At 67.5% G+C, this 25797-nt stretch carries 24 protein-coding genes; 12 read left to right on the top strand and 12 right to left on the bottom strand.

Annotation, left to right across the window (positions count from 1 at the left end; genetic code table 11):
- The first annotated feature begins 19 nt into the window (after window positions 1–19).
- Both ACFWU5_RS15670 and ACFWU5_RS15665 read left to right on the top strand, forming a co-directional pair.
- The gene (locus ACFWU5_RS15670; protein WP_379242037.1) at window positions 20–502 is read left to right on the top strand and encodes a cation:proton antiporter regulatory subunit; all 483 of its coding nucleotides are present in this window, start codon (window positions 20–22) and stop codon (window positions 500–502) included.
- 10 nt (window positions 503–512) lie between these two features.
- A complete protein-coding gene (locus ACFWU5_RS15665; protein ID WP_379267683.1) occupies window positions 513–1706 on the top strand; it encodes a cation:proton antiporter in 1194 nt (397 codons plus the stop codon).
- Between the two features lie 9 nt (window positions 1707–1715).
- Here ACFWU5_RS15665 and hutG read toward each other — a convergent pair whose 3' ends face one another.
- Window positions 1716–2630 carry a formimidoylglutamase gene (gene hutG / locus ACFWU5_RS15660; protein ID WP_379267643.1) on the bottom strand — a complete coding sequence of 305 codons (915 nt, stop codon included), beginning with the start codon at window positions 2628–2630 and terminating at the stop codon, window positions 1716–1718.
- Window positions 2627–3817 carry an imidazolonepropionase gene (gene hutI, locus ACFWU5_RS15655; protein WP_379267642.1) on the bottom strand — a complete coding sequence of 397 codons (1191 nt, stop codon included), beginning with the start codon at window positions 3815–3817 and terminating at the stop codon, window positions 2627–2629. The genes hutG and hutI overlap by 4 nt, the downstream gene beginning before the upstream one ends.
- A 145-nt stretch (window positions 3818–3962) precedes the next feature.
- Between hutI and hutH the strand changes: the two genes are divergently transcribed.
- Complete coding sequence (gene hutH / locus ACFWU5_RS15650; protein ID WP_379267682.1) at window positions 3963–5528, top strand: histidine ammonia-lyase; 1566 nt, start codon at window positions 3963–3965, stop codon at window positions 5526–5528.
- Between the two features lie 58 nt (window positions 5529–5586).
- Here the strand turns inward: hutH and helR are convergent, their stop codons facing one another.
- On the bottom strand, window positions 5587–7779 hold the full coding sequence (helR, locus tag ACFWU5_RS15645) for an RNA polymerase recycling motor ATPase HelR (RefSeq protein ID WP_379267641.1): 2193 nt from the start codon (window positions 7777–7779) through the stop codon (window positions 5587–5589).
- Window positions 7780–7937: 158 nt separating this feature from the next.
- Window positions 7938–9614: a urocanate hydratase gene (hutU, locus tag ACFWU5_RS15640; RefSeq protein ID WP_379267640.1), complete on the bottom strand. Its 1677-nt coding sequence runs from the start codon at window positions 9612–9614 to the stop codon at window positions 7938–7940.
- Window positions 9615–9695: 81 nt separating this feature from the next.
- On the opposite strand from hutU, the gene hutC reads away from it, so the two are divergent.
- The 3 genes from hutC (at window position 9696) to ACFWU5_RS15625 (ending at window position 11708) form a co-directional block, all read left to right on the top strand.
- Window positions 9696–10442, top strand: a complete 747-nt coding sequence (gene hutC, locus ACFWU5_RS15635) for a histidine utilization repressor (protein WP_379242032.1) — start codon at window positions 9696–9698, stop codon at window positions 10440–10442.
- A 417-nt stretch (window positions 10443–10859) separates the two neighbouring features.
- Entirely contained in the window at window positions 10860–11111 is a 252-nt protein-coding gene (locus tag ACFWU5_RS15630) for a hypothetical protein (protein ID WP_379242031.1), read from the top strand.
- Window positions 11112–11120: 9 nt separating this feature from the next.
- Window positions 11121–11708, top strand: coding sequence for a hypothetical protein (locus ACFWU5_RS15625; protein ID WP_379267639.1), 588 nt, complete (start codon window positions 11121–11123; stop codon window positions 11706–11708).
- Between the two features lie 3 nt (window positions 11709–11711).
- Here the strand turns inward: ACFWU5_RS15625 and ACFWU5_RS15620 are convergent, their stop codons facing one another.
- The 6 genes from ACFWU5_RS15620 to mftR all read right to left on the bottom strand — a co-directional run bounded on the left by ACFWU5_RS15620 (window position 11712) and on the right by mftR (window position 17113).
- Window positions 11712–14066: a SpoIIE family protein phosphatase gene (locus ACFWU5_RS15620; protein ID WP_379267638.1), complete on the bottom strand. Its 2355-nt coding sequence runs from the start codon at window positions 14064–14066 to the stop codon at window positions 11712–11714.
- Window positions 14067–14087: 21 nt separating this feature from the next.
- Entirely contained in the window at window positions 14088–14711 is a 624-nt protein-coding gene (locus ACFWU5_RS15615; protein WP_379242028.1) for a stage II sporulation protein M, read from the bottom strand.
- Entirely contained in the window at window positions 14704–15117 is a 414-nt protein-coding gene (locus ACFWU5_RS15610) for an ATP-binding protein (RefSeq protein ID WP_379242027.1), read from the bottom strand. The genes ACFWU5_RS15615 and ACFWU5_RS15610 overlap by 8 nt, the downstream gene beginning before the upstream one ends.
- Window positions 15107–15487, bottom strand: a complete 381-nt coding sequence (locus tag ACFWU5_RS15605) for an STAS domain-containing protein (protein ID WP_379242026.1) — start codon at window positions 15485–15487, stop codon at window positions 15107–15109. The genes ACFWU5_RS15610 and ACFWU5_RS15605 overlap by 11 nt, the downstream gene beginning before the upstream one ends.
- A 10-nt stretch (window positions 15488–15497) precedes the next feature.
- Window positions 15498–16403, bottom strand: coding sequence for an STAS domain-containing protein (locus ACFWU5_RS15600; protein ID WP_379242025.1), 906 nt, complete (start codon window positions 16401–16403; stop codon window positions 15498–15500).
- A 110-nt stretch (window positions 16404–16513) separates the two neighbouring features.
- A complete protein-coding gene (gene mftR, locus ACFWU5_RS15595) occupies window positions 16514–17113 on the bottom strand; it encodes a mycofactocin system transcriptional regulator (RefSeq protein WP_379242024.1) in 600 nt (199 codons plus the stop codon).
- A gap of 76 nt (window positions 17114–17189) precedes the next feature.
- On the opposite strand from mftR, the gene mftE reads away from it, so the two are divergent.
- The 3 genes from mftE to ACFWU5_RS15580 are packed head-to-tail and all read left to right on the top strand — an operon-like array spanning window position 17190 to window position 19683.
- The gene (mftE, locus tag ACFWU5_RS15590) at window positions 17190–17891 is read left to right on the top strand and encodes a mycofactocin biosynthesis peptidyl-dipeptidase MftE (protein WP_379267637.1); all 702 of its coding nucleotides are present in this window, start codon (window positions 17190–17192) and stop codon (window positions 17889–17891) included.
- A complete protein-coding gene (gene mftD, locus ACFWU5_RS15585; RefSeq protein WP_379242022.1) occupies window positions 17888–19132 on the top strand; it encodes a pre-mycofactocin synthase MftD in 1245 nt (414 codons plus the stop codon). Before mftE ends, mftD begins: the two co-directional genes overlap by 4 nt.
- 38 nt (window positions 19133–19170) lie before the next feature.
- Entirely contained in the window at window positions 19171–19683 is a 513-nt protein-coding gene (locus ACFWU5_RS15580; RefSeq protein WP_379267636.1) for a hypothetical protein, read from the top strand.
- A gap of 42 nt (window positions 19684–19725) precedes the next feature.
- Here the strand turns inward: ACFWU5_RS15580 and ACFWU5_RS15575 are convergent, their stop codons facing one another.
- Window positions 19726–21036 (bottom strand): MFS transporter, encoded by a 1311-nt coding sequence (locus ACFWU5_RS15575; RefSeq protein ID WP_379242020.1) that lies wholly within the window; start codon window positions 21034–21036, stop codon window positions 19726–19728.
- A gap of 108 nt (window positions 21037–21144) precedes the next feature.
- Complete coding sequence (locus ACFWU5_RS15570) at window positions 21145–21654, bottom strand: MarR family winged helix-turn-helix transcriptional regulator (protein ID WP_379242019.1); 510 nt, start codon at window positions 21652–21654, stop codon at window positions 21145–21147.
- Window positions 21655–21922: 268 nt separating this feature from the next.
- Between ACFWU5_RS15570 and ACFWU5_RS15565 the strand changes: the two genes are divergently transcribed.
- The 3 genes from ACFWU5_RS15565 (at window position 21923) to ACFWU5_RS15555 (ending at window position 25641) form a co-directional block, all read left to right on the top strand.
- Complete coding sequence (locus ACFWU5_RS15565; protein ID WP_379242018.1) at window positions 21923–23599, top strand: fumarate hydratase; 1677 nt, start codon at window positions 21923–21925, stop codon at window positions 23597–23599.
- Between the two features lie 127 nt (window positions 23600–23726).
- Entirely contained in the window at window positions 23727–25127 is a 1401-nt protein-coding gene (locus ACFWU5_RS15560; protein WP_379267635.1) for an ABC1 kinase family protein, read from the top strand.
- Window positions 25128–25137: 10 nt separating this feature from the next.
- Complete coding sequence (locus ACFWU5_RS15555) at window positions 25138–25641, top strand: M15 family metallopeptidase (RefSeq protein ID WP_379267634.1); 504 nt, start codon at window positions 25138–25140, stop codon at window positions 25639–25641.
- Window positions 25642–25797: the final 156 nt, after the last annotated feature.

The following is a 25797-nucleotide window of genomic DNA, read 5'->3' as shown; positions in this document are numbered from 1 at the left end:
GCTGAGGTGAGGTGATCCCATGAATGTAGAAGTGACGTCCCTGCCGGGAATCGGTGTCCGCAAAGAATTTTCGCTGTCGAAGGTGGACCGGCGCATCGGCGTGGTGGACCATCGCGACGGCGGCACCGACCTGATTTTCACCAAGGTCGGCGATCCCGATTCGACCGTGCAGGTTCCGCTGTCCACCGCCGAGGCCCGCACGCTGGCCAGTCTGCTCGGCGCCCCGCAGCTGGTCGCGCAGCTGCGCGAGGAACACCGCGACCTCGACGGCGTGAGCACCCGCTCGATGCCGGTGCTGCCGAATTCGCCCTACGCCGATCGGCGCCTGGGCGACACCGAACTGCGCACCAAGACCCGCGCCTCGATCGTGGCCGTTATGCGCGCAGGTAAGGTGATCGCTTCGCCGGGACCGGAATTCGTGTTCGCCGGTGGTGATCTGGTCGTCGTGGTCGGCACCAATGCCGGCCTGGACGCCGCCGCTTCGATCCTGTCCGACGGCTGAGCCCGTGGAGATCAGTGCGTCCGCGTTGGCGTTGATCCAGCTGGGGGCGGTGTTCTTCGGACTCGGCGTCCTGGGACGGATCGCCGCGCGCATCGGCCTGTCACCGATTCCGCTCTACCTGCTCGGTGGTCTGGTCTTCGGCACCGGCGGCCTGATCGAGCTGCACGAGGTGGAGGACTTCATCCACATCGCCAGCGAGATCGGCGTCGTGCTGCTGCTGTTGCTGCTCGGGCTGGAGTACACCGCCGGTGAATTGGTCACCGGCATGCGCAAGTCATGGCCCGCGGGCCTGCTGGACTTGGTGCTCAACGCGACACCGGGCGTGATCGTGGCGCTCATGCTGGGCCTGGGCCCCACGGGCGCGATCGCGATGGCCGGTGTCACCTATATCTCCTCCTCCGGCATCGTCGCCAAGGTGCTCAACGACCTGGGCCGATTGGGTAACCGGGAGACGCCGACGATCCTGTCGATCCTGGTGTTCGAGGACCTGGCGATGGCGGTGTATCTGCCGGTGCTCACCGCGGTGCTGGCCGGTGTCGGTTTCGTGGCAGGCATGACCACCGTGGGTATCGCGCTGGTCGCGGTGACCCTGGTTCTCGTCGTCGCCCTGCGGTACGGCAAGTATGTCTCCGCGATCGTGGCCAGCGAGGATCGCGAGATCTTCCTGCTCAAACTCCTGGGCTCGGCGCTGCTGGTGGCAGGTCTCGCCTCGGCGGTGCAGGTGTCCGCGGCGGTCGGCGCGTTCCTGCTCGGCATCGCGATCTCCGACTCCACCGCGCACGACGCCACCAAGATCCTCGAACCCCTGCGCGACCTGTTCGCCGCGATGTTCTTCGTGCTGTTCGGTCTGAGCACCGACCCCTCGACCATCCCGCCCGTGCTGGGCTGGGCGGTACTGCTCGCGGTGGTCACCACCGCCACCAAGATCGCCACCGGCTGGTGGGCGGCCAAACGCGCGGGTGCCTCGCAACTCGGCCGTGCGCGCGCGGGCACCGCCCTGGTCGCGCGCGGCGAGTTCTCGATCGTCATCGCGGGCCTGGCGGTGGCCGCGGGTGCGGTGCCCGACGGTTTCGCGGCCCTTGCCACCACCTACGTGCTGCTGATGGCCATCATCGGCCCGATCGGCGCCCGCATCGTGGAGCCGGTGATGCGGCTGGTGGTCAACCGCAAGCAGCGTGTGAAGGTCGACCCGCTCGCGGAATGACCTGGATCGTCACCCGATAGGGACGTGTCGGGTGACGATCCGGTGGATCAGGCGGGCGGCGGTGCGGGCGGTGCGGTTGTCGATGTCCAGGCTCGGATTGAGTTCGGCGACATCGACAATCGCGAGCTTGCCGCTGGAAGTGACTCGGTCGCACACGGTTTGAATGGTCGACAGCGGAACACCGTATGCGGCAGGCGCACTCACGCCGGGGGCTACCGATGCGGGGAGGACGTCGAGGTCGATGGTCAGGTACAGCACGTCGATCCCGGCCAGGAAATCGTCGACGAAATCCGTGACGCGCGCGGGCTCGCACTCGTCGTCGAGCAGGTAGCGCACGCCGAACCTGTCGGCGGTGTCGAACAGGATCTTCGTGTTGCTGGGTTGGCTGATCCCGATCACCGCGTAGCGGACGGTGTCGTCGGACTCGAGGATCTGCCGGAACGGGGTGCCGGAGCTGGGGATCGGGTCGGGGCGCAGGTCGAAATGTGCGTCGAGATTGAGGATTCCGATGGTGCGGCCCTTGGTTCGGTGGGAACCGGCGAGTCCGAGGTAGGTGCCGTAGGCGATCTCGTGGCCGCCCCCGAGCACGACCGGGAAAGCGCTGTCGTCCAGTAGTGCGGAGACGGTTTCGCCGAGGCGCCGCTGGCCGTCTTCGAGGCGATCGTCGGTGACGGCGACGGTGCCCGCGTCGAAAGCCCGTAGGGGAGTGGCGAGGGCCATCGGCGACAGTGCGCGCCGCAACGCATCCGGCCCCTGCGCCGCTCCGAGGCGACCCTTGTTACGACGGACCCCCTCCTCACAGGCGAAACCGACGAACACGCACGCCCCGGCATCGTTGCCCGGCTCGTACGGTGCGATGGCCTGGTGCCAACGCAGATGTTCGGGGGTTGTGCCGTCGACGCGACCGGTCCACGCGGAAGTCACTGGGCCACACCCGTATTCGTCACCGCGAGCACACCGTCACGCCAGACCTGACTGATCAGCGGCACACCGGGGCGGTAGGCGAGGTGTAAGTGCGAAGGAGCATCCAGCGCGACGATATCGGCGCGGGAACCGGGGGAGAGCGTGCCGATATCGGTGCGGCGCAACGCTTTAGCGCCACCTGCGGTCGCCGCCCACACAGCCTCATCGGGCGTCATATGCAACTCCCGCACCGCCAGCGCGATGCAAAACGGCAGGCTCGTGGTGTAACTGGTACCCGGATTGCAATCCGCCCCCAATGCCACCGTGACCCCGGCATCGATCAGCGCCCTGGCATCGGGATAGCTGTTGCGAGTACAGAAGTCGGCCCCCGGCAACACCGTCGCCACCGTCTCACTCCCCGCCAGCGCATCGATATCGGCACGGTTCACATGCGCCACATGATCAACCGAAGCAGCCCCGAGCTCCACAGCCAACTGCACCCCCGGCCCCTGATGCAACTGATTCCCGTGCACCCGCGGCACCAACCCGTGCGCGATCCCCGCACGCAGCACCGCGTGCGCCTGATCCCGATCGAACGCCCCCTGCTCACAGAACACATCGATCCACCGAACGTGCGGCGCACACACCGGAATCATCTGCTCGACCACCATGGTCACGTATTCGTCCGTCCGCCCGGCATATTCGGGCGGCGGCACATGCGCCGCGAGCAACGTCACCTCATCGGTGAACCGCCCCGCGATCCGCACACTGCGCAGCTCATCGTCAACAGTCTGCCCATACCCACTCTTGATCTCGACAGTCGTACTGCCCGCCCGCACGGACTCGTCCAACAGCCTGCGCACATTCCCCGCGAGTTGCTCGTCGGTCGCCGCCCTTGTTGCCTCGATAGTCGTGCGGATGCCACCGGCGGTATACGGCCGCCCCGACATTCGCGCCGCGAACTCCTCCGCGCGATCACCTGCGAACACCAGATGCGAATGCGACTCCACGAACCCCGGCAGCACGGCCCGCCCGCCCAGATCGAAGCCGGTGTCGGCGGCGGGCACATCGCGACTGTCGCCGACCCACACCACCCGCGCGTCCTCGAACACGATCGCGGCATCGTCGCGCAACCCCAGGGGCCCTTCGCCGAGAGCTGGATCGTTGGTGACGAGCGTGCCGATATTGCGCAACGCGGTGGTGGGCACGGGGGAGGTCCTCCTGGTCAGCACATGTGTGACGGGTCTCTTCCGGTATGTATAGTCCTGTATAGACAGGTAGGTCAAGCAGTAGGGTGCGGTCCGATCGCCCCCCGGCCTCGCGATCCTTTCGGAATGGAGCAGCACAGTGAGCATCGAACCGGTCCAGCATTCCACCGTCGTGGCCGACGTCGTCGTCGGCACGGGCCCGGTTTCGCCGGAAGATGTCGTGCGGGTGGCTCGCGAGGGGGCCGCGGTGGTGCTGTCGGCGGAGGCGATCGCCGCCATCGGTGTCAGCCGGGCTCGGATCGAGGCCCTGGCTGCGGATCCGAAGCCGGTGTATGGGGTGTCGACCGGGTTCGGGGCGTTGGCTACGCGTCATATTCCCCTGGAGTTGCGGAAGCAGTTGCAGCGCAGTTTGATTCGTTCGCACGCGGCCGGGTCGGGGGCTGAGGTCGAGCGTGAGGTGGTGCGGGCGTTGATGCTGCTGCGGCTGTCGACCCTTGCCACCGGGCGGACCGGTGTTCGTCCTGTCGTGGCCCAGACCTATGCCGCGTTGCTGTCGGCGGGGATCACCCCGGTGGTCTTCGAGTACGGCAGCCTCGGGTGTTCGGGGGATCTCGCGCCGCTGTCGCATGTCGCGCTGGCCGTGATCGGTGAGGGTGAGGTGCGTGATGCGCAGGGGGTGCGGATGCCTGCCGCCGAGGCGATGGCGGCTGCCGGGATCGCCCCGGTCGAGCTCGAGGAGAAGGAAGGGCTCGCGCTGATCAACGGCACCGACGGGATGCTCGGGATGTTGGTGCTTGCCTGCCACGACCTGCGGAATCTGCTGCGCCTGGCCGATGTGACCGCGGCGATGAGTGTGGAGGGCTTGCTCGGTACCGACAAGGTTTTCGCGGCCGATCTGCAGGCGCTGCGGCCGCAGCCGGGTCAGGCTGTCGCGGCCGCGAATATGGTTCGCGTGCTGGCGGATTCGCCGATCGTCGCCAGCCACGCCACCCCTGACTGCACCGTCGTGCAGGACGCGTACTCCTTGCGCTGCGCACCTCAGGTCGCCGGTGGCGCTCGGGACACCCTGGACCACGCCGAGCGGATCGCGGGCTACGAATTGGCCAGTGCGGTGGACAACCCCGTGGTCACCCTCGACGGTCGCGTCGAATCCAACGGCAACTTCCACGGTGCCCCCGTCGCCTACGTGCTGGACTTCCTCGCCATCGTGATCGCCGATGTCGCCTCGATCAGTGAGCGCCGCACCGACCGCTTCCTGGACAAGGCTCGCAACCACGGCCTGCCCCCGTTCCTGGCCGACGACCCCGGCGTCGACAGTGGCCACATGATCGCCCAGTACACCCAGGCCGCCATCGTCTCCGAACTCAAACGCCTGGCTGCCCCCGCCTCGGTCGACTCGATCCCGTCGTCGGCGATGCAGGAAGACCACGTCTCGATGGGCTGGTCCGCCGCCCGCAAACTCCGCCGCGCCATCGACGGCCTCACCCGAGTCCTGGCCATCGAAGCCCTCACCGCCGCCCGCGGCCTCGACCTGCGCGCACCCCTGACCCCGGCCCCCGCCACCGCCGCCGTCGTTGCGGCGCTGCGCACCGAGGTGCTCGGTCCCGGCCCCGACCGCTACCTCGCCCCGGAAATCGAAGCAGCGGTCCGCTTGGCCAGCTCGGGCACCCTGCTCGCCGCCGCCGAATCGGTCACCGGCCCGCTCGGCTGACAGAGTGTGGACCGCGCTGCCGATTGCCGTTGTGGCAACCGGCAGCGCGGTGAAACCCCTACGCCTGCAACTGTTCTGCCGATTCGACCGCGGTGAGTCCACGCAGTGATTCCGGCAACGGACTCCGATGCAACACGCCCAGCCGCTGCGTGGCGCGAGTCAGCGCGACATACAGTTCAGCGGCACCACGAGGACCGTCGGCGAGGATCTGCTGCGGATCGACGACCAGCACGGAGTCGAACTCGAGTCCCTTGGTCTCCGACGCGGGCACCGTACCGGGCACTCCCGGCGGACCGATCACCACACTCGTGCCCTCACGCCCGGCTTCGCTCCGAACGAATTCTTCGATCGCAGAAGGCAATTCATCGGCGGTGACATGCCGCGACCACGGCGCCACCCCGCACGACCGCACGGAATTCGGTGGCCGCACATCAGGCGCGAACTCGGCCAGCACATCCGCGGCCACAGCCATGATCTCCGCGGGCGTGCGGTAGTTCACCGTCAAAGACCGGTAGACCCAGCGCCCGGGAACGTAAGGCTCCATCATCGTGCCCCACGACGTCGCACCCGCCGCGGACCGCCGCTGGGCCAGATCGCCCACGATCGTGAACGACCGGCTCGGGCAGCGGCGCATCAGCACCCGCCAGTCCATCTCCGACAGTTCCTGCGCCTCGTCGACCACCACGTGTCCGTACGTCCAATCACGGTCCGCCGCAGCACGTTCGGACAGTTCGCGGGTATCGCGTTCGAGGAAGCGTTCGGCCAGGTCCTCGCCGAACAGCATGTCCTGAGCCAGGAGGTGGTCCTCGTCGTCCATAAGGTCTTCGCGGCTGATCAGCGTGTCGAGCACGCCGGCCGCGTATTCGGCTTCGGCTTTGCGTTCTTTCTCCGCGGTGTCGTCGGCGGCCTTGTCGCGACCGAGTAGGTCGACCAGTTCGTCGAGCAATGGCACGTCCGACACCGTCCACGCCCCACCATCAGCCCGGAACAGCGCCTCGTCCGCACCAGCGGCCCGCAGCCGATCATGCGACGAATAAAGCTGTGCCAGCAGCGTTTCCGGCTGCAGGATCGGCCAGCACTGATCCAGCGCCGCGGTGAACTCCTCGTTGTCGGCGAGTTCGCGCAGCAGATCGGCCCGCAACTGCTCCCAGGCTTCGGTGTCGTCGCGAGTCAGCCACCCCTCGCCGATGCGGGCGATCGCGCGTTCGGTGAGCACATAGGTGACGATCTCGGTGAACACCGCCCGCGCCTCGTTGTGCGGCCGCCCGCTCTCGCGCGCCTCCTGCCTGGCCCACTCCGCGGTCGCGGCGTCGATCCGCACTGTCACGTCGGTCAACGCGATCGACAACGGTGCCTCGGGCAGGCGCTGACGATCCGCGACCGCCGCCGCCAGCACCTCGACGATCTTCAGCGACCCCTTGAGCCGGGCCACCTCCGGAACATCCTCGGCGGTCACGTGCAGACCGGGCACCAGGTCAGCGGTGGTGGCGAACACGACATTGGTCTCGCCCAGCGACGGCAGCACGTGCGCGATGTGGTTCAGGAAGGCCGGGTTGGGGCCGACCACGAGCACACCTTGCCGCTCCATCCGTCGGCGCTGGGTGTAGAGCAGATACGCGACACGGTGCAGTGCGACCACGGTTTTGCCGGTGCCGGGACCGCCCTCGATGATCGTCACACCGGGGTGTTCGAGGCGGATGATCTCGTCCTGTTCGGACTGGATCGTGGCGACGATGTCGCGCATCCCCTCCCCGCGCGGGGCATCGACCGCGGCCAGCAGCGCGGCATCGGTGCCACTGGCGCTACCGTCCGGCCGACCGAGCACCTCATCGGTGAAATCGACCACCTGACGTCCGCGGGTGTGGAACTGGCGACGCCTGCGCATCCCCTCCGGGTTGGCCGCGGTCGCGACATAGAACGCACGCGCGGCAGGCGCACGCCAGTCCAACAGCAGCGTTTCGAACTCGTCGGCCTCGTCGAACAGCCCGATCCGCCCGATGTAGGTGCGCTCGCCCGAGGTCGCGTCCAGGCGTCCGAAACACAGTCCGTTGTCGGCCACGTCGAGGCGTTGCACCTCCCGGCCCAGCGCGCGCACCTCGTTGTCGCGCTCCATGGCCGACTCGCCCTTGGAGCGCAGTGCCGCGCTGTACCGGCCCTTCACTCGCGCCCGTTCGGCATCCAGACGCGCGTAGAGCCCGGCGACATAGCCCTGCTCGGACTGGCGTTCCGCTTCGTACCCGTGCGCAGACATGTGCCCCTAACTGTACTTTTCCGATTCGCGACCGGACGATTGTGCAGTACGGACGGGGCCTTGCCGCAAGCCCCCATGTGCGCTATAGATTGAAAGTGGAGAAACCCGGCCACGCCGCGAACTTCTCGCAGGCGCCGGATTTCCCTCCACCTCCCGAGTCAGCCTTCCTGCATCGGAATGCGCACCCCACGCTCGCGCGCCACCTCCGCCGCGTGCTCGTACCCCGCGTCCACATGCCGCATCACACCCGTACCCGGATCGTTGGTGAGCACCCGCGCCAGCTTCTGCGCTGCGAGGTCGGTCCCGTCGGCAATGCACACCTGACCAGCGTGAATGGACCGCCCCATCCCGACCCCGCCACCGTGGTGAATCGACACCCACGTAGCCCCGGACGCGGTATTGAGCAGCGCGTTGAGCAACGGCCAGTCCGCGACCGCGTCGGAACCGTCGGCCATCGCCTCGGTCTCGCGATACGGCGACGCGACCGACCCGGAGTCCAGGTGATCGCGGCCGATGGCCAGGGGAGCGGACAGCTCACCCGACGCGACCATCTCGTTGAACTTCAGCCCCGCACGGTGACGATCGCCATAGCCGAGCCAGCAGATCCGCGCCGGCAGACCCTCGAACTGCACCTTCTCCCCGGCCATGGTGATCCACCGGCGCAGGTGCTCGTTGTCGGGGAACAGTTCCAGGATCGCCCGGTCGGTGGCGGCGATGTCGGCCGGATCACCCGACAGCGCGGCCCAACGGAACGGCCCGAGCCCTTCCTCGAACAGCGGGCGGATGTAGGCGGGCACGAAGCCGGGGAACGCGAAAGCCCGGTCGTAGCCACCCTTTCGGGCTTCGTCGCGAATCGAATTGCCGTAGTCGAACACCTCGGCACCGGCATCCATGAACCCGACCATCGCCTCGACATGCTTGGCCATCGACGCCTGCGCTTCGGTGGTGAACCACACCGGGTCCTTCTCCGCGAGACTGTGCCAGTCCTCGAGCGCGACCCCGATCGGCAAGTAGGACAACGGATCATGCGCCGACGTCTGATCGGTGACGATGTCCATCGGCGCGCCCATGGCCAGCAATGCGGGGAACACTTCCGCCGCGTTGCCCACGACACCGATCGACAGCGGCTTGCGCTCGTCGCGGGCGGCGATCGCCAGATCCAAAGCCTGCTGCAAGGTTTCGGCCTTCACATCGAGATAGCCGTGCGCGATCCGCCGGTCGATCCGCGCCGGATCACAGTCCACACACAGCGCCACACCATCGTTCATCGTCACGGCCAGCGGCTGCGCCCCACCCATACCGCCGACACCCGCTGTCAGCGTGATGGTTCCGGCCAACGTGCCACCGAAACGCTTGCGCGCCACCGCACCGAACGTCTCATAGGTGCCCTGCAGAATGCCCTGGCTGCCGATGTAGATCCACGACCCCGCCGTCATCTGCCCGTACATCATCAGACCCAACTGCTCGAGCCTGCGGAACTCGTCCCAATTCGCCCAATCACCAACAAGATTGGAGTTGGCCAGCAGCACACGCGGCGCCCATTCGTTGGTGCGGAACACTCCCACCGGCTTGCCCGACTGCACCAGCAACGTCTCGTCCGAGGCCAGTGTCTCCAGGGTGCGCACGATCGCGTCGAACGCCGCCCAACTGCGCACCGCGCGCCCGGTCCCGCCGTAGACGACCAGGTCGTCGGGGCGTTCGGCCACCTCGGGGTCGAGATTGTTCATCAGCATCCGCAGCGCGCCCTCCTGCTGCCACCCGAGGGTGTGCAACTGGGTGCCGCGCGGGGCGGACACGGGGCGTGGGCCGGAGACAGGCGTGGTCGCGTCGTTCATGCGAGCCAGTATAGTCCTGTATATACAAGTACCGCGCACGGTTGGGTGCAACGTATTCTCTGGGCGACGGAGGAGATATCGGTGGCGATCGAGGTAGTCGAGCTGGAGCTGGCCGCGTTGTACGGCGAGCTCGGCAGCGAGTTCGCGGCGTATGAGCGGGTCAAGCAGCTGATCATGGCGCAGATCAAGGCCGGGCGGTGGAGTTCGGGGCAGCAGATCCCCTCGGAGAACCAGTTCGTCGCGGCGCTGGGCCTTTCTCGGATGACGATCAACCGCGCCCTGCGCGACCTGACCGCCGATGGTGCGCTCACGCGGGTGATGGGTGTGGGCACCTTCGTCGCGGCGACCAAGGCCACGTCACCGCTGTTCGAGGTCAGGAACATCGCCGACGAGATCGCCGACCGCGGGCATCGGCATCGCACCGAGGTGGTGTTCGTGCGCGCGGAGGTGCCCGGCGACGCGGAACTGGCGAATGCCATGGGCGGCACCGTGTTCCGCTCGGTGCTGGTGCATTTCGAGGACGGCGTCGCGATCCAACTCGAGGACCGTTTCGTGAATCCGGCGCAGGCACCGGACTACCTCGCCCAGGATTTCACCACCGTCACCCCCAACACCTACCTCAGTGAGGTCGCCCCGCTGCTGCGCGGCGAGCACGTGGTGGAGGCGGTGCGGGGCACACGGGAGGAGTGCGCGCTGCTGGGCATCGACGCCGACGAGCCGTGCCTGCTGATCCGGCGACGCACCTGGTCCTCGGGCGGGCTGGTCAGCGTGGCGCGGCTGTTGCATCCGGGTTCGCGAAATCGCTTGGAAGGCAGCTTCAATAGCTGATCGACTGTTGTATTACCGGCTATTGCTCAGTGGTAAAACCTCCGGTGAAATACCTGCGGTTATCGACCGCATTATTGCGGGATTGCCGCCTGCGCGGCGAAAACGTGACATTGCCTCGATCGAGGCCGTCAATCGTTATCCAATCTGAATGAAATCTGTTCGTAGCAAACTGATAGCAATCGTAAATAGTGGTGTTGACCTGCGTAAATAGGTTGCATTCCGCCGATTCGGCAATTGCGGTTATCACTGTTTCATGACGAACTTCGCGGTAGGTGGGATCGGGGCTGTACGTTTAGGTCTCCATAGTTTCGCTGGGTTCCAATCGGATAACGGAGGGCGGAAATGGCTACAGTAACGCAGCCGTCGGGGCCGCGAACAGCGATCTCCCGGGGTGGATTCTCCGCAGCGAAAACAGTCATGACGCCCACGGCTCTGGTGACGCTCGGGTTGATCCTGTTGATCCCCGTGCTGGTCACCGCGGGACCGATTCTGGCCTCGGCGCTGATCGCCCGCTATCACGGGGTGGGTTGGTCGGGCGGGGTGGTTTTCGGCGCGCTGGCGGCCGTCGCCGCCGTGCTCGTGCTGGCCGCGGCCTGGGCCTTCGGTTTGGCCTGGCAGCGCGGTACCGCCGCACAGCGCCCGCTCGTTTCCTCCTCTCCGTCCCGCTAGGAGCCGACTATGCAGACGCACCGCCCGGCGGCCACGCCGCTCATCGAAGCGCCAGTGTCCACCCCCGTCGTCGACGAATGCCGCCGCCTGCGGATCGTGGCCCGGATCGAGACACCGCACGTGTGGGACGCCACCGCCACCCGCCTGCTCGACTGCGCCCGCAGGCGCTGGCAGGGCAGGCCCGACATCGAGCAACACCCCGCGCTGTGCCGGTGGTCGCGCATCCAGGACGCCCAGCAGCGACCTGAACAGCCTTGCCTGCGAACACTTTTCGCCGCCTTGGCCTCGGGAACTCTGATCGGCGGCGACCCTTGCGTCGATCTGGCCGCCGCGATCATGCTGCTGTCCAGCTGCCCCGCCGAAGCCGTCCGCCAGTCCGACCAGGACACCGTGCGCTTCTCGGTCTACGCCTACCGCGACGACGATCTGCCGCTGGCCGAAGACCTGATCACCACCACCATCACCGCCTGTGGCACCGTGCTGGCCCGCCGCTGCACCACCCTGCACCCTCCGCAACGCCTGACCACCACTGCCGTGGATGCCACGGCCCCCGACCTGCTGGTGTTGAACAGTCTGGGCGGCACCGCCGCGCGCTGACCGTCAGAACGAGTTCTGCCGGGAGCTGACCGCCGGCGGGCGCGACACGGTGCGCAAGGGATTGGGTGTGGGGAAGGTGATCGACGGCAGGGTGACCCACATGCGCACCCGGGTGCCGGTGTCGTCGTGGTCGAACGCGAGGTCCTCGGTGAGCGCCCGCATCATCTCCACGCCGCGACCACGGTAACCGGGATCGGTGGGGGTAGGGATCCACCTGCCGTGGTCGGCGATATCCAGGACCACCCGGTCGCCGTCGCAGCGAGCGGTCAGGGTCACGCGGCCCGGTTCGCGATCGCGGTAGGCGTGTTCGACGCTGTTGCTGCAGGCCTCGTTGGCGGCGGCGACCAGGTCGGCGGCCACGTCGTGCGGGACCGCGGCGGCGGCGAACCAGCGGTAGAGGCTGCGGCGCAAACCCGCCAATTCCGTTGCGGCGGCGGGGATATCGAGGTGCAGTGGTTCGGGCGGTTGGCGGTAGACCACCATCGCGACGTCGTCGTCGTACCCTGCGGGCGGACACAACCGCGACAGCACCGCGTCGGCGACATCGCGCGGCAGTGCCTCCCCGGTCTCGCTGAGCACGTCGGCGATCTTCACGAAGCCCTCGGCGATGTCGTACCCGCGCTGCTCGACCAGTCCATCGGTGAACAACACCAGGGTCGCGCCCGGTGGCAGCGCCGTGGTGGCCTCTGGTCTGCGGGGCGTGTCGAAGGTGGCCAGGGGGACCGCGCGCCCACCTTCCAAGATCCGACCCGGCCCACCCGGCGGCGCGAGCACGGGCGGCATGTGACCCGCGTTCGAATAGCGCACCATCCCGCGCTCGGGATCCAACACCGCGGCACACACCGTCGTGCACATCGCGCCGGGAATCCGCGAGGCGACCGCGTCGAGTTCGGCCAGCAGCTGCGCGGGCCCGGCACCACGCAACAGCAAAGCCCGTGCCGCGGTCCGCAATTGGCCCATCACCACCGCCGCGGACAGACCGCGGCCCACACAGTCGCCGACGACGACGCCGATGGTTCCGTCGCGCAACGGCACCACGTCGTACCAGTCGCCACCGATTTCCAACGGCGGCAGCGCGGGTTCGTAATGCACCGAGAACCGGGGCGGCAGTTCGATCGGACCCAGCATGGCTCGCTGCAACGTCAGCGAGGTGGCGCGCGCCTGATCGAAGTTGCGGGCGCGCTGCAGCGCCACACTGAGGTGCCCGACCAGCAGCGAATACAGTGCCCAGTCCGCGGCGCTGACCGCGCGCGGCGCCCCGAACCGCACCCATAGCGCCGCGTCGCCGGTCTCGCCCAGCGGTGCCACGACCGCGTCGACCCCGCCCTCGTCGCCGGTGATCGCCGACAGGCCGCGCGCGGACTGCCGACGCGACCGGTCGAGCAGGTTCGCGATGTCATCGTCGAGCACGACCGGACCATCCCCACGCGGACCGCTCTGTTGCATCGGCGCAGCGGTGAAATGCGTTGCGGTGGTGGCGAGTTCGGGCGTGGAGTCGGTGGGCGGCGACGGCGGCGCACCACAGGAGTACACATCGGGTCGCCCGGTCCGACTCGGCCACACCGCCACCAGCGCGGTCTCCGCACCCATGGTCCGGCGCAGTTCGTCCAATCCGACCGCGAGCACCTCCACCATGGACGTGGCCGCGCCGACCGCGGTCGCCAAGCGGGAGGCGGCCTGATCGCGGGCCTGCGCGTCGTGCTCGGCGGTCACGTCCCGCACGGTCCCGACGAAGATCCGCTCGTCGTTCTCCTGGATCACCAGCGAACTCGCGCTCACCGCCAGCCAGCGTTCCCGGCCGTCACGGTGGCGCACCGGCATCACGAAACGTGAAGCCTCCGTACCGATCTGGGGGTACCCGTCCCGATCCGACAGCGCCCACGGATGCGGCAGCGGAAACGGCACTTCGCTGGCGCCGTACCCGGTGAGCACCCCGAACGCGGAGTTCACCTCCACGATGGTGCCGTGGTCGTCGGCGACGAAGAACCCGTCCTGCAGCGACTCCACCAGTGCGGTGCGGAACGCGTCGCGGCCTTCGAGATCCTCTGCGCGCGAACGCTGTTGCTCGTACCGGCGGGTGCCGTCCAGGTACCCGCGGGTGGCGATGTCCAGCGCGGCCATGGTCTGCAGCAGGAACTCCAGCGCCACCTCGGCGCTGCGGGGATCCGCTGGGGCACCGGCGTATTCGGCGACGGCGTGGAAGTGGTTCTCGGTGAGATCGAGCAGACTGATGCCCTCGATCAGGGCCCGTCTGCCCAGGTCGTAGCCCTCGGTGAGGCCTGCCTGGCCCGGTGCGGCGACGTGGCGGCGTAGCGCCACCGAGTAGTCGTCGAGAAATGCGGCCAGCACAGCGCTCATCGGCAACCTCTCATCGATGCCTCATATGCTGGGCCCGCGAAACCGGGCCGCGAGCACCAGGGCGTCGTCGGTGTCTTTGGCTTCGCGAGCGAGCAGGTCGCCCGCGATGATGGTGGCGGGTTTGGCCAGGTCCAGGGCTTCCGGACCGACCGCGACGATCCCGTCGGTGGCCATCAGCAGCAGGTCGCCGGGCCGGATCGGCAGGGTCTGCGGTTGCAGGTGCGAGGGCAGTCGGTAGCCGACGATCCCGCCGGTGAGCAACATCGTCGCCCGCAGTTCCGGACCCGCGGGGCCCAGCGTCAGCAGTCGCGAATCCACATTGCCCACCCCGAGCCACTGCATGGTCTCGCCGGGCCCGATCAGTGCCAAAGATACTGCCGCGCCACGGGTTTCGACCATCGCGCGATGGCACAGCACCATCAGCACGTCCAGGGGTTCACCGCAGTTCTCGGTGAGAATCACGGTGGCGCGATCGGCCGCGTCGGCCGCTGCCATGCCGTGGCCAAGGCCGTCGAGTACTCCGAACAGCACGCCGCCGTCGCCGGTGTCCAGCACCAGCGCGCGGTCACCGGAGACCTCCTGGCCCGGCAGTGCCCGACCCGCGGTCGACCACTCCGTGCGGCCGATGATCCCGTCCTCATGCAACGTCGGGTACCCACTTCCACATCTCGATCAACGTCCCGCGACCCGGGGCGGAATCGATGGTGAGGCGGTCCATCAGCCGACGCGCACCGGGCAGGCCGAGGCCGAGGCCACGGCCGGTGGAGTAACCGTCCTCGAGCGCGCGCGGAATGTCACGGATGCCGGGGCCCTGATCCTCGGCTTGGACGATGAGCGCGCGACGGCCCTCCCGCACGTCGATCAGCAGCCGGATCTCGCCGCTGCCCGCGTAACTGGTGATGTTGCGGGCGATTTCGGAGATGGCGGTGGAGATCATGGTGCGGTCGGTGATGGTGAAACCGAGGTCCGCGGCCAGTTCACTGCCGGCCTGGCGAGCGATGACGATGTCACCCGACACCTTGACCGCGATCGCCACCTGCTCAGCGGCCACTGTCGCGACCGTCTCGTCGACGCGGGTGCCGGTTCAGCCAGGAGAGGCCTTCCTCCAGATCCAGCGCGGTGTGCATGTCTTCGAAGGTAAGGCCCAATTGCACCATCGCGAAAGCGACTTCGGGCTGTAGTCCCACGATCACGGTCTCGGCCCCGCGCAACTGGGTCATGTGCGCGATGGTGCGCAACGACCGGGCGGCGAAGGAGTCCATCACGTCGATCGCGGTGACGTCGACGATGATGCCGGTCGCGCGATAGCGACTGACCTGCTTCATCAGGTCGTCCTGCAATCGCTCGGTGTCGGCGTCGGTCAACGCCGACTGCACAGACGCGATCAGGAACGTGCCCTGTTTCAGAATAGGTACCGGCATGGTGGCTAGCTCAGCGCCCGTCCCGCTCGCTCAAACGCTCGGTGACCCGGGATACCTCGTATCCCAGCAAGCGCTCGGCCTCTTCGATACCGCCCTGCAGGTCGCCCACGGCGTTCATCTTGGACAGATCCAAGCCGATCGTGACCAGCGTGAGCGCGATCTCCGAGGACAGGCCGGTGATGATGACGCTGGCGCCCATCAGGCCCGACGCGTCGACGGTCTGCACGAGGTGGTTGGCCACCACCGAGTCGATCGCCGGCACACCGGTGATGTCGATGACGACCACCTTGGCGCGGTTGGCGCGGATCGCGCGCAGCAGCTGCTCGGTGAGCTGACGGGCGCGCTGGGAGTCCAGCACGCCGATGATCGGCAGAATGAGCAGCTGTTCACGCACCTGCAGCACCGGGGTGGACAGCTCGCGGATGGCTTCCTGCTGCTGGCGGATGACGCGTTCGCGTTCCTGCACGAACGAGATGGCCACGGTGCTGGCGATGCGGTTGGCGGCCGGTTCGTAGGCGTCCAGCACCTGGTTGAGCATTTCGAAGTCGGCCTGGTACTTCTCGAACAGCGAGCGGGCCAGCACATCGCGCAGCAGCAGCACGATGCCCAGGACCTCGTCGGTTTCCACGCCTCGGGGAATGATGCGCTCGGACAGGTCGCGGGCGTAGGCCTGCAGGGCCTCGACGCTACCGGTGACCAGCACCTCGACGTAGTTGTCGTACATCGACGTGGCTTCGGAGAAGATCTCCTCCGGGGTCATCGCGGTGAGCAGCTCGGCTTCGGTGATCCGCCGTGCCCACTCTTCACGCAGCCCGGTGCGGTTCTGCCGCAGGTGCTCGACCAGTTGCGGTAGCAGGTTGTCAACCTGGCGTGCCGGCAGCGAATCCGCCGAAAGACTCATGGACACCTCGGACATGGAAACCCCTGCCCCTTTCGACGGAGAACGTTTTCGGTGCGCACAGTGCGCGTTGAGCCTGAGCCTACTCATACCCCCCTGGTGGTGCTGCCCAAACGTGCGGCTATCGGCTAATTCGGGGCGAACCCGCGTTCCAACCCGCTCAGCGCCTGGTCCAGATAGGCCGTGAGGTCGGTGTCGCCGCGTTGCAGCCAGGCGTCGAAGGCGGCGCGCGCGGCGGCCAGGGTGGTGCGTCCGATGGCCAGCGGAATGAGGTCTTCCGGGGAGGCGCCCAACCGCTTGGCGGCGAACTCGCCGACCGCGCGCTCCCAGGCGTCGTAGTGCGCGCCCGCGCCCGCCGACAGGGCGGGAACCCCGGAGACCAGACGCATTCTGGTGCGCAGTTCGGGGATGTCCTGGGCGCGATATCTGTTGGCCGCCACCACGATTCGGCGCACGGCGGCCATCATCGGCTCGTCGTCGGGAACAGCGGCGAAGGCGGCTTGCAGGTCGTGCACCTCGTTGTCGAACTGGTGCCACAGCACCTCGGCCTTGGTGGGGAAGTAGCGGAAGAAGGTGCGTTCGCTGACCCCCGCTTCGGCCGCGATGCGCTCGACGGTGATGTCGTCGAACCCGTGTTCGGCGAACAGCCGCATGGCGATCACTTCGAGTTCGCGGCGCGTGGTGCGCGGCGGGCGACCGCGGTGGGCGCGCGGAGACGGGGCGGACATGGATACAGCGTAGGGACTGCGCGTCGACCTGCACGAGCTCTTGATTATGTCAGTGACTGACGTTAATGTTCGGAACATGTTCGTGGCGCACCTCACATCGCCGCAGGCGGGTGCATGTGCCGCTGCGGGAGTGATCCTTGTCATCGCCCTCGGCGCGACCGAGCAACACGGCCCGCACCTGCCGCTGTCCACCGATACCGACATCGCGTCGGCGATCTGTGCGCGGGTCGCCGCGCTGCGTGACGATGTGGTCGTCGCGCCTGCGGTTCCTTACGGGGCCAGCGGTGAGCACGCCGGGTTCGCGGGCACCTTGTCGATCGGACAGGCCGCGCTCGAACTCCTGGTAGTCGAACTGTGCCGATCCGCGACGGACACATTCTCGCGGATCGTGCTGGTGAACGGGCACGGCGGCAATGTCGAAGCACTGCGTCGAGCAGTGGTCCTGCTCCGCTCGGAATCGCGCGACGTGCGGTTGTTCTCGCCCGGCTACGGCGGCGACCCGCACGCCGGCCGCACCGAAACCTCGATCCAACTCGTGCTGCGCCCGGACCTGGTGCGCACCGAACTGGCCGAACCGGGGGACACCCGACCGCTCACCGAACTGCTGCCGCTGCTGCGCGCGGGCGGGGTGCGCGCGGTCAGTGCCAACGGAATCCTGGGCGACCCCACCGGATCGACCGCCGAAGAAGGCGCCGACCTGCTGACGGCCGCCACCACCGCACTACTGGAAGACCTGGGCCGATGGTGGCCGCAGGATCGTGAGGAAGGACCCCGATGAATCCCTGGTTCGAAACCGTCGCCGAGGCGCAACGGCGCGCCCGCAAGCGTTTGCCGAAGTCGGTGTACGGCGCGCTGATCGCGGGATCCGAACGCGGGCAGACCATCGAAGACAATCAGACCGCGTTCACCGAGCTCGGCTTCGCCCCACACTGTGCGGGCCCGATCGGCGAACGTGACCAGTCGACAACCGTTCTGGGACAACCGGTGTCGATGCCGCTGCTGATCTCGCCCACGGGCGTGCAAGCGGTGCACCCCGACGGTGAAGTCGCCGTCGCCCGTGCCGCGGCCGCGCGCGGAATCGCCATGGGCCTGAGCTCTTTTGCGAGCAAGCCGATCGAAGACGTCATCGCGGCCAACCCGCAGACCCTGTTCCAGCTGTACTGGTGCGGCAACAAGGACCAGATCCTCGAGCGGATGGCCAGGGCACGCGCGGCGGGCGCGGTCGGGCTCATCCTCACCCTGGACTGGTCGTTCTCGCACGGCCGCGACTGGGGCAGCCCGGTCATCCCCGAATCGCTGAACCTGCGCACGATGATGAAATTCGCGCCGCAGACCCTCGCCCGTCCCCGCTGGTTGGCGACCTACCTGCGGTCGGGGTCGATCCCCGACCTCACCGCCCCCAATATGGCGGTCGGTGGCGGCGCGGCCCCCGGTTTCTTCGGTGCCTACGGCGAATGGATGCAGACCCCCGCGCCCGACTGGGACGACGTCGCCTGGATCTGCGCGCAGTGGGACGGGCCGGTGCTGCTCAAGGGCGTCATGCGGGTCGACGACGCTTTGCAGGCGGTCGATGCGGGCGTGGCGGGCATCTCGGTGTCCAACCACGGCGGCAACAACCTCGACGGCACCCCCGCCGCCATCCGCGCCCTGCCGGTGCTGGCCGACGCGGTCGGGGACCAGATCGAGGTCCTGCTCGACGGTGGGATCCGGCGCGGCAGCGATGTCGTGAAGGCCGTAGCACTGGGTGCGCGCGCGGTGCTGATCGGCCGCGCCTACCTGTGGGGTCTTGCCGCCAACGGCCAGGCCGGCGTCGAAAATGTTCTCGACATCATGCGCGGCGGCATCGACTCCGCCCTGCTGGGTCTGCGCAAGACCTCGATTACCGACCTGACCCGCGACGACATCGTGATCCCGGCCGGTTTCGAACGGGCACTGGGGGTGCCATCGGGGCAAAACCATTCTGGCAACCGGGATTTCAGCATTGACGGAACCCTCGTCAGCGAGGGTGCGGCTGGTTAATATCGACGGTTGGTCATCACCGTCGAAGGGGGCATTTCGTGAATGTGGTTTCGGAATCAGCGGATTCGCGTAGTCGGATCATGATGTCGCGCAGCGTGTCCTACACCTTGCCCGCTGTCGTGGCGGTGGCGTTGGTCTCGGCCGGATGTGGCACCGCGACACCGAAACCGGCGCCGCGCGCGGCCTCGGCCACACTCACGACCACCGCCAAGGCCCCCACGTCCACCACCACGCCCCGGCCGACCACCACGACGTCGGCCAAGGCAACGGCGTCGGTCGCGGTGTGCGTGGACAAGACGACCAACGTCCGGGTAGCCGACGCGCAATGCGACAGCTCCGATACTCGGTTCACCCGCTTCTGGTACCAGCACACCGACACGTTCGTGTACCCGGCGATCGGTGTCGCGGTCGCGTTGGCCGCGGGCAGTTTCCTGCGCCCGACCAGCGGAGAGATCTTCGACCGTGGCGCACCCACCAAGGGCGGCACCATCTCTCGCGGTGGTCTGGGTAAGTCCCGTCCGGACTCTTCCGGTGGCAGCGGCGGGTCCTAGAACGAACCCGCCCGGTGCGAACGTGCACCGGGCGGGTCCGTCTCAGACGTCCTGCAGGTTCCGATCCCGGGTTTCGGGCAGGGCCATGATGCACAGCAGTGAAATCAACGCCATGCTGCTGAGGAACAACCCGACCGCCAGGGTGCCAGCGCTCTCACTGATCTTGGCCACCAGCAGCGGCGCGATGCCACCGCCGAGCACACCGCCCAGGTTGTAGGCCAGTCCGGCACCGGAATACCGTGCCTCGGTGGGGAACAGCTCGGGCAGAAACGCCCCGATCGGCCCGTACACGATGCCCATGCACAGCAGCGCACCCGACAGCGCGATCGCGATCAACACCAGGTTCTTGGTGTCCAACAGCGGGAACAACACCATGCCCCACACCACACCGAACGCCGCGCCGCCCAGCATGAGCTTGCGCCGACCGGTGATATCGGACTGGCGGGCCACCAGGAAGGTGCTCACACCGAGCACCACCACCGCGATCAAGGTCAGGCCCAGCATCGAATTGCGGGGAATGCCCAGGGTTTTCGTGGTGTAGGTCAGGCAGTAGGTGGCGGCGGTATAGAACATCACGTAGATGACCACCATGGCGCCCGCGCCCAGCAGCAGCTGCTTCGGGTAGCGGCGCACCACCGTCATCAGCGGCACCTTCGTCGCCTCTTGCGCGCTGACGTATTCGGCGAAAGCGGGAGTCTCCGCCACCTTCAACCGAATGCGCAAGCCGACCGCGACCAGCACGAACGAGAACAGGAACGGAATGCGCCACCCCCACGACTCGAACACGCTGTCGGGCAGCCACGCCGACAAAGCCCAGAACGAGGCCGTGGCGACGAAATAGCCCACCGGCGAACCCATTTGGGCCGCGGAGGCGAACAGGCCGCGCTTGTTCGCCGGGGCGTGCTCGGTCGACAACAGCGCCGCGCCACCCCACTCACCGCCGAGACCGATGCCCTGCAGCACGCGCAGCGTGACCAGCAGAATCGGCGCCGCCACCCCGATCGCGTCGAAACCCGGCAGCAATCCGATGCACGCCGTGGACAGGCCCATGAGCAGCAGCGACACCACCAGGGTGCGTTTGCGTCCGATGCGGTCGCCGTAGTGGCCGAAGATGATCGCGCCGACCGGCCTGGCGATGAACCCGATAGCGAAAGTCGCCAGGGCGGCGAGCGTTCCGGCGATCGGTGACAGGGTCGGGAAGAACATCTTGTTCAGCACCAGCGCCGCGGCGGTGCCGTAGATGTAGTAGTCGTAGAACTCGATCGCGGTGCCGATGAAACTGGCTGTGGCGACCCGTCTTCCGTCGGTCGGCCCAGCTTTCGCAGCTGCGCTCGTCGGCGATAATTCCTTCATGAAAATCCTGTCACACGGGCGAGAAGAGAGCGGGTCGCGCCGGTGGGGGCCGCGACCGTGGCGTGTAGAAAACCACACCCGGCGCTGCTCGAGACCTGTTCCCGTGGTTCAAGACACCTCTGCCGCCGGCTCTTCCGAGCCGCGCGGGCTGAATTCCCTTGGCGCGCTGCGATGGTGATCCACCAGCGTGTCGTAGATCTCGGCCAGGGCGGCGAGCTGATCGCGGTCCAGCACATCGATCATGTGCCTGCGCACACTGCGCACATGCGCGGGCGCGGCCGTGGTGAGCACCTGGCCGCCGGCGCTGGTCAGTTTGGCCACGGTGCGGCGCTGGTCGTGCGGCATCGTCTCGCGGGAGACCAGACCGCGCTTCTGCATGCGGGTGATCTGGTGCGACAGTCGGCTCTGCGACCACTCGAGCGCGCAGGCCAGATCGGCGAAGGTCAGGCGCTGGCCCGGCGCGTCGGCCAGGTGGACCAGCACGGAGTATTCGATGTAGCTCAGGTTGGCCGCGCGGCCCGCATCGCGTCCGATCGCCGCGGCGATCAAGTCGCGGGTCCGGACATAGCCCAGCCAGGCACGCATTTCGACATCATCGAGCCACTGTGGATCGGTCACGATCGAGCTCCAGATTCTGAAGGTGCAGGCTTCGGATTGAACGGTGCACGCCCACCACCGTTGGGAGAATGGGTAGCACCGTTTGTGTTGAACGTGCAACCTCGATAATGGTTGAGCTAGCGGTTTTGCGGGGACGATCGCGAAAATAGGGTTGCCTAACAACCGGCTCTGTGTGCACGGGTCGATAGGCTGCGGACTGCTTTGTGACCAGCCCTGCCTGGTGCTCCGCGACGTCGCGGTGCCCGCCCTGCCCGAAGGAGTGCGATCCGTGACCGCCCCGGAATTCCGCTATTCCGATCTGCTGCCCATCGGCGCGGACGAGACCCCCTACCGCCTGCTCACCAGCGAGGGAGTCAGCACCTTCGAACACAACGGGCGCACCTTCCTGCAGGTGGAGCCCGAGGCGCTGCGGCTGCTGACCGAGACGGCGATCCACGACATCAGCCACTACCTGCGCCCCGCGCACCTGCGGCAGCTGCGCAAGATCATCGACGATCCCGAATCCTCGGGTAACGACCGCTTCGTGGCGCTTGATCTGCTCAAGAACCTCAACATCTCCGCCGGTGGCGTGCTGCCGATGTGCCAGGACACCGGCACCGCGATCGTGATGGGCAAGAAGAGCGAAGGCGTGCTCACCGGGGTCGACGACGCCGAATGGCTCAGCCGCGGCATCTTCGACGCCTACACCAAGCTGAACCTGCGCTACTCCCAGCTCGCCCCGATCACCATGTGGGACGAGAAGAACACCGGCACCAACCTGCCCGCCCAGATCGAGCTGTACTCGACCGAGGGCGACGCCGACAACCCGGTGTACAAGTTCCTGTTCATGGCCAAGGGCGGCGGTTCGGCCAACAAGTCGTTCCTGTACCAGGAAACCAAGGCCGTCCTGAACCCCGAGCGCATGCTCGAGTTCCTCGACGAGAAGATCCGTTCGCTGGGCACCGCGGCCTGCCCGCCGTACCACCTCGCGGTGGTCATCGGCGGCACCAGTGCCGAATTCGCCTTGAAGACAGCGAAATACGCGTCCGCGCACTACCTGGACAACCTGCCGACCGAGGGTTCGATCACCGGTCACGCCTTCCGTGACGTCGAGCTCGAGGAAGAGGTCTTCCAGCTCACCCGCGAGTTCGGCATCGGCGCGCAGTTCGGCGGAAAATACTTCTGCCACGACGTGCGCGTGGTCCGGCTGCCCCGCCACGGTGCGTCCTGCCCCGTCGCGATCGCGGTCTCCTGCTCCGCGGACCGTCAGGCCCTGGCCAAGATCACCAAGGACGGCATCTTCCTGGAACAGCTGGAAACCGAACCGGCCCAGTACCTTCCGGAGCAGACCGCCGACATCCTCGGCGGCGACGTGGTCAAGATCGACCTCAACCGTCCGATGGACGAGATCCGCGCCGAACTGTCCAAATACCCGGTGAAGACCCGTCTTTCGTTGACCGGCCCCCTGGTCGTGGCCCGCGACATCGCCCACGCCAAGATCAAGGAACGCCTCGACGCAGGCGAACCCATGCCGGAGTACCTGCGCGACATGGCCGTCTACTACGCCGGCCCGGCGAAGACTCCCGAGGGTTACGCATCCGGCTCCTTCGGTCCCACCACCGCGGGCCGCATGGACTCCTACGTCGACCAGTTCCAAGCCGCGGGCGGCTCCATGGTCATGCTCGCCAAGGGCAACCGCTCCGCCCAGGTCACCAAGGCCTGCCACGAACACGGCGGCTTCTACCTCGGCTCCATCGGCGGCCCCGCCGCACGCCTGGCCCTGGACTGCATCAAAAACGTCGAGGTCCTGGAATACGCCGAACTGGGCATGGAAGCCGTCTGGAAAATCGACGTAGAAGACTTCCCCGCCTTCATCGTCGTCGACGACAAAGGCAACGACTTCTTCGCCGAAACCGCCAAGCCCCTCGCCCTGCGCGTCCGCACCCGCTCCAAGGAACGCGCGTAGTCGTTTCAGCTCCCGAACCCCGGTGTCAGCTTCGGCAGGCACCGGGGTTCGCCGTCTCGGCGGCATCTACCGTCCGGGTGTAATGTGACGCGCGACATACGGTGTACAGGGCTGGATAGGGGTGTGGATGGCTGCCGGTGGGGTTCCGCGGGGGCGGGTGACGCGCAGTGCCAAGTTGGGGCAGTACGCGGCGGGGCAGGCCGTTCGGGGGGTTGGGCGGCGGTTGACGATGATCGGGCGGACCGACGAGGCGCGGCAGGTGTTGGCCGAGCGGTCGGCGATGATGAAAGCGCAGCAGATCGTCGCGGTGCTGGGGAGCATGAAGGGGTCGGCGATGAAGCTGGGGCAGATGGCCTCGGTGCTCGACCTGAACTTCGTGCCCGAAGCGCATCGGGAGCAGTTCCGTCAGCAGTTGGCGGCGCTGCAGGACCGGGCGCCGGCGATGCCGTTTCCGACCATGCGGAAGGTGATCGAGGACGATCTCGGGCCCCTTGCGCGCACCTTCGTCGAATTCGACGAAACGTCGATCGCGGCCGCGTCGATCGGCCAGGTGCATCGGGCGCGACTGCACGACGGGCGCGTGGTCGCGGTCAAAGTGAAGTATCCGGGGGTCGAGCGCGCCGTGCACGCCGACATCGGCAACCTCGAATTCCTCAGCAAGATGGGCAAATCCATGCTGCCCAGCCTCGCCGACACCGGCGTGTTCGACGAAGTCGCCGACAATCTGCGCAGCGAACTGGACTACGAACGCGAGGCCCGCACCCAGCATCGCGTCGCCCAGCGTTATCGCGGCCATCCCCTCATCACCGTGCCCGACAGCATCGGGGAATACTGCACGCACAACGTGCTGGTCACCGAATATGTTGACGGACAACCCTTTTCGCATCTCCAGACACTGTCCGCCGCCGAGCGTGACCACTACGGCGAGCTGATATACCGCTTCTACCTCGGTTCGCTGTTCACCGACAACGAGTTCTGCGGCGACCCCCACCCGGGCAATGTGCTGCTGGCCGCCGACGGCAAACTGGCCTTCGTCGATTTCGGTCTCTACAACGAAATGGACGCTGCCCACGTCGAATTCGAGCGTTCCTGCCTGCGGGCGGCCGCCGAAGGGAGGGCCGAGGATCTGTACAACGCGTGGGTCGGGCGCGGCATCATCGACCCGGACGCGCAGGTCACCGTCGAAGAGTGCATGGCCTACGTCTGGGCGGTGACCGGCTGGCACCTGCTCGACGAAGAAGTCACCATCACCCCCGAATTCGCCACCGGCGCACTGCTTCTCGCCGCCGACCCGCGCTCGTCGGACTTCCAGGGCATGCACAAACAACTCCTGCCGCCCGAACACGTGTTCTCCCGCCGCGCCGACCTGTTCACCTTCGCCACCCTGGGCCAACTGCGCGTCACCGCCAACTGGCACCAACTCGCCCGCGAATGGCTCTACGACGAGCCCCCGCAGACCGCGATCGGCGCGACGATCGCGCAGTGGCGGGCGACCGCGGGCGGAAGTAGCGACCGGCCCGCTCGATAGGATTCCGTCCATGAACACTGTGCTCGGCCGCGCGGCCGTCCGGATCCTGATCACGATCACAGCCGCCGCAGCCGTAACAGCCCTAGGCCTCGGAACCGCCAACGCCGACACCCTCGAACAGTTCCAATCCGCCGCGGGCACCGAAGGCCTCGCCCCGCCGCTGGCCGCCGCCTACACCCTCGCTGAACAACAGGCCCACGCCGAGGGCGTACCACTGTCGATCACCTCCGGCTACCGCACCTACGAGCAGCAGCAATGGCTCTGGCAAGACGGCCTCGCCACCTACGGCACCCCCGAAGAAGCCCGCCGCTGGGTCCTCCCGCCCGAAGAGTCCACCCACGTCTCCGGCCATGCCGTCGACGTCGGCCCCCAGCAGGGTGCGCAGTGGCTGGAGGCCAACGGCAACCGCTGGGGCCTCTGCCGCACCTTCGACAACGAGTGGTGGCATTTCGAGCTGGCCACCGCACCCGGCGCGCCGTGCCCGCCCACGGTGCCGGACGCGAGCCACCGCTAGAGCTCGATTCGGTCGGCGAGGACAGTACGCAACCGGCGTGGGGGGGCGTGCGCGTGCGGCCACCCCCCGGCCGGGGGCGCCCCGCCGCGGAGACAGGGGAGGATGTGGGGGAGTGGGGGGGGGGGGGGGGGCCCCGCGGCGCGCGGCGGGTGGGAG

The organism is Nocardia sp. NPDC058640 (assembly GCF_042716995.1).
GTDB lineage: Bacteria > Actinomycetota > Actinomycetes > Mycobacteriales > Mycobacteriaceae > Nocardia.
This window is presented reverse-complemented; position numbering and strand designations above follow the sequence as displayed.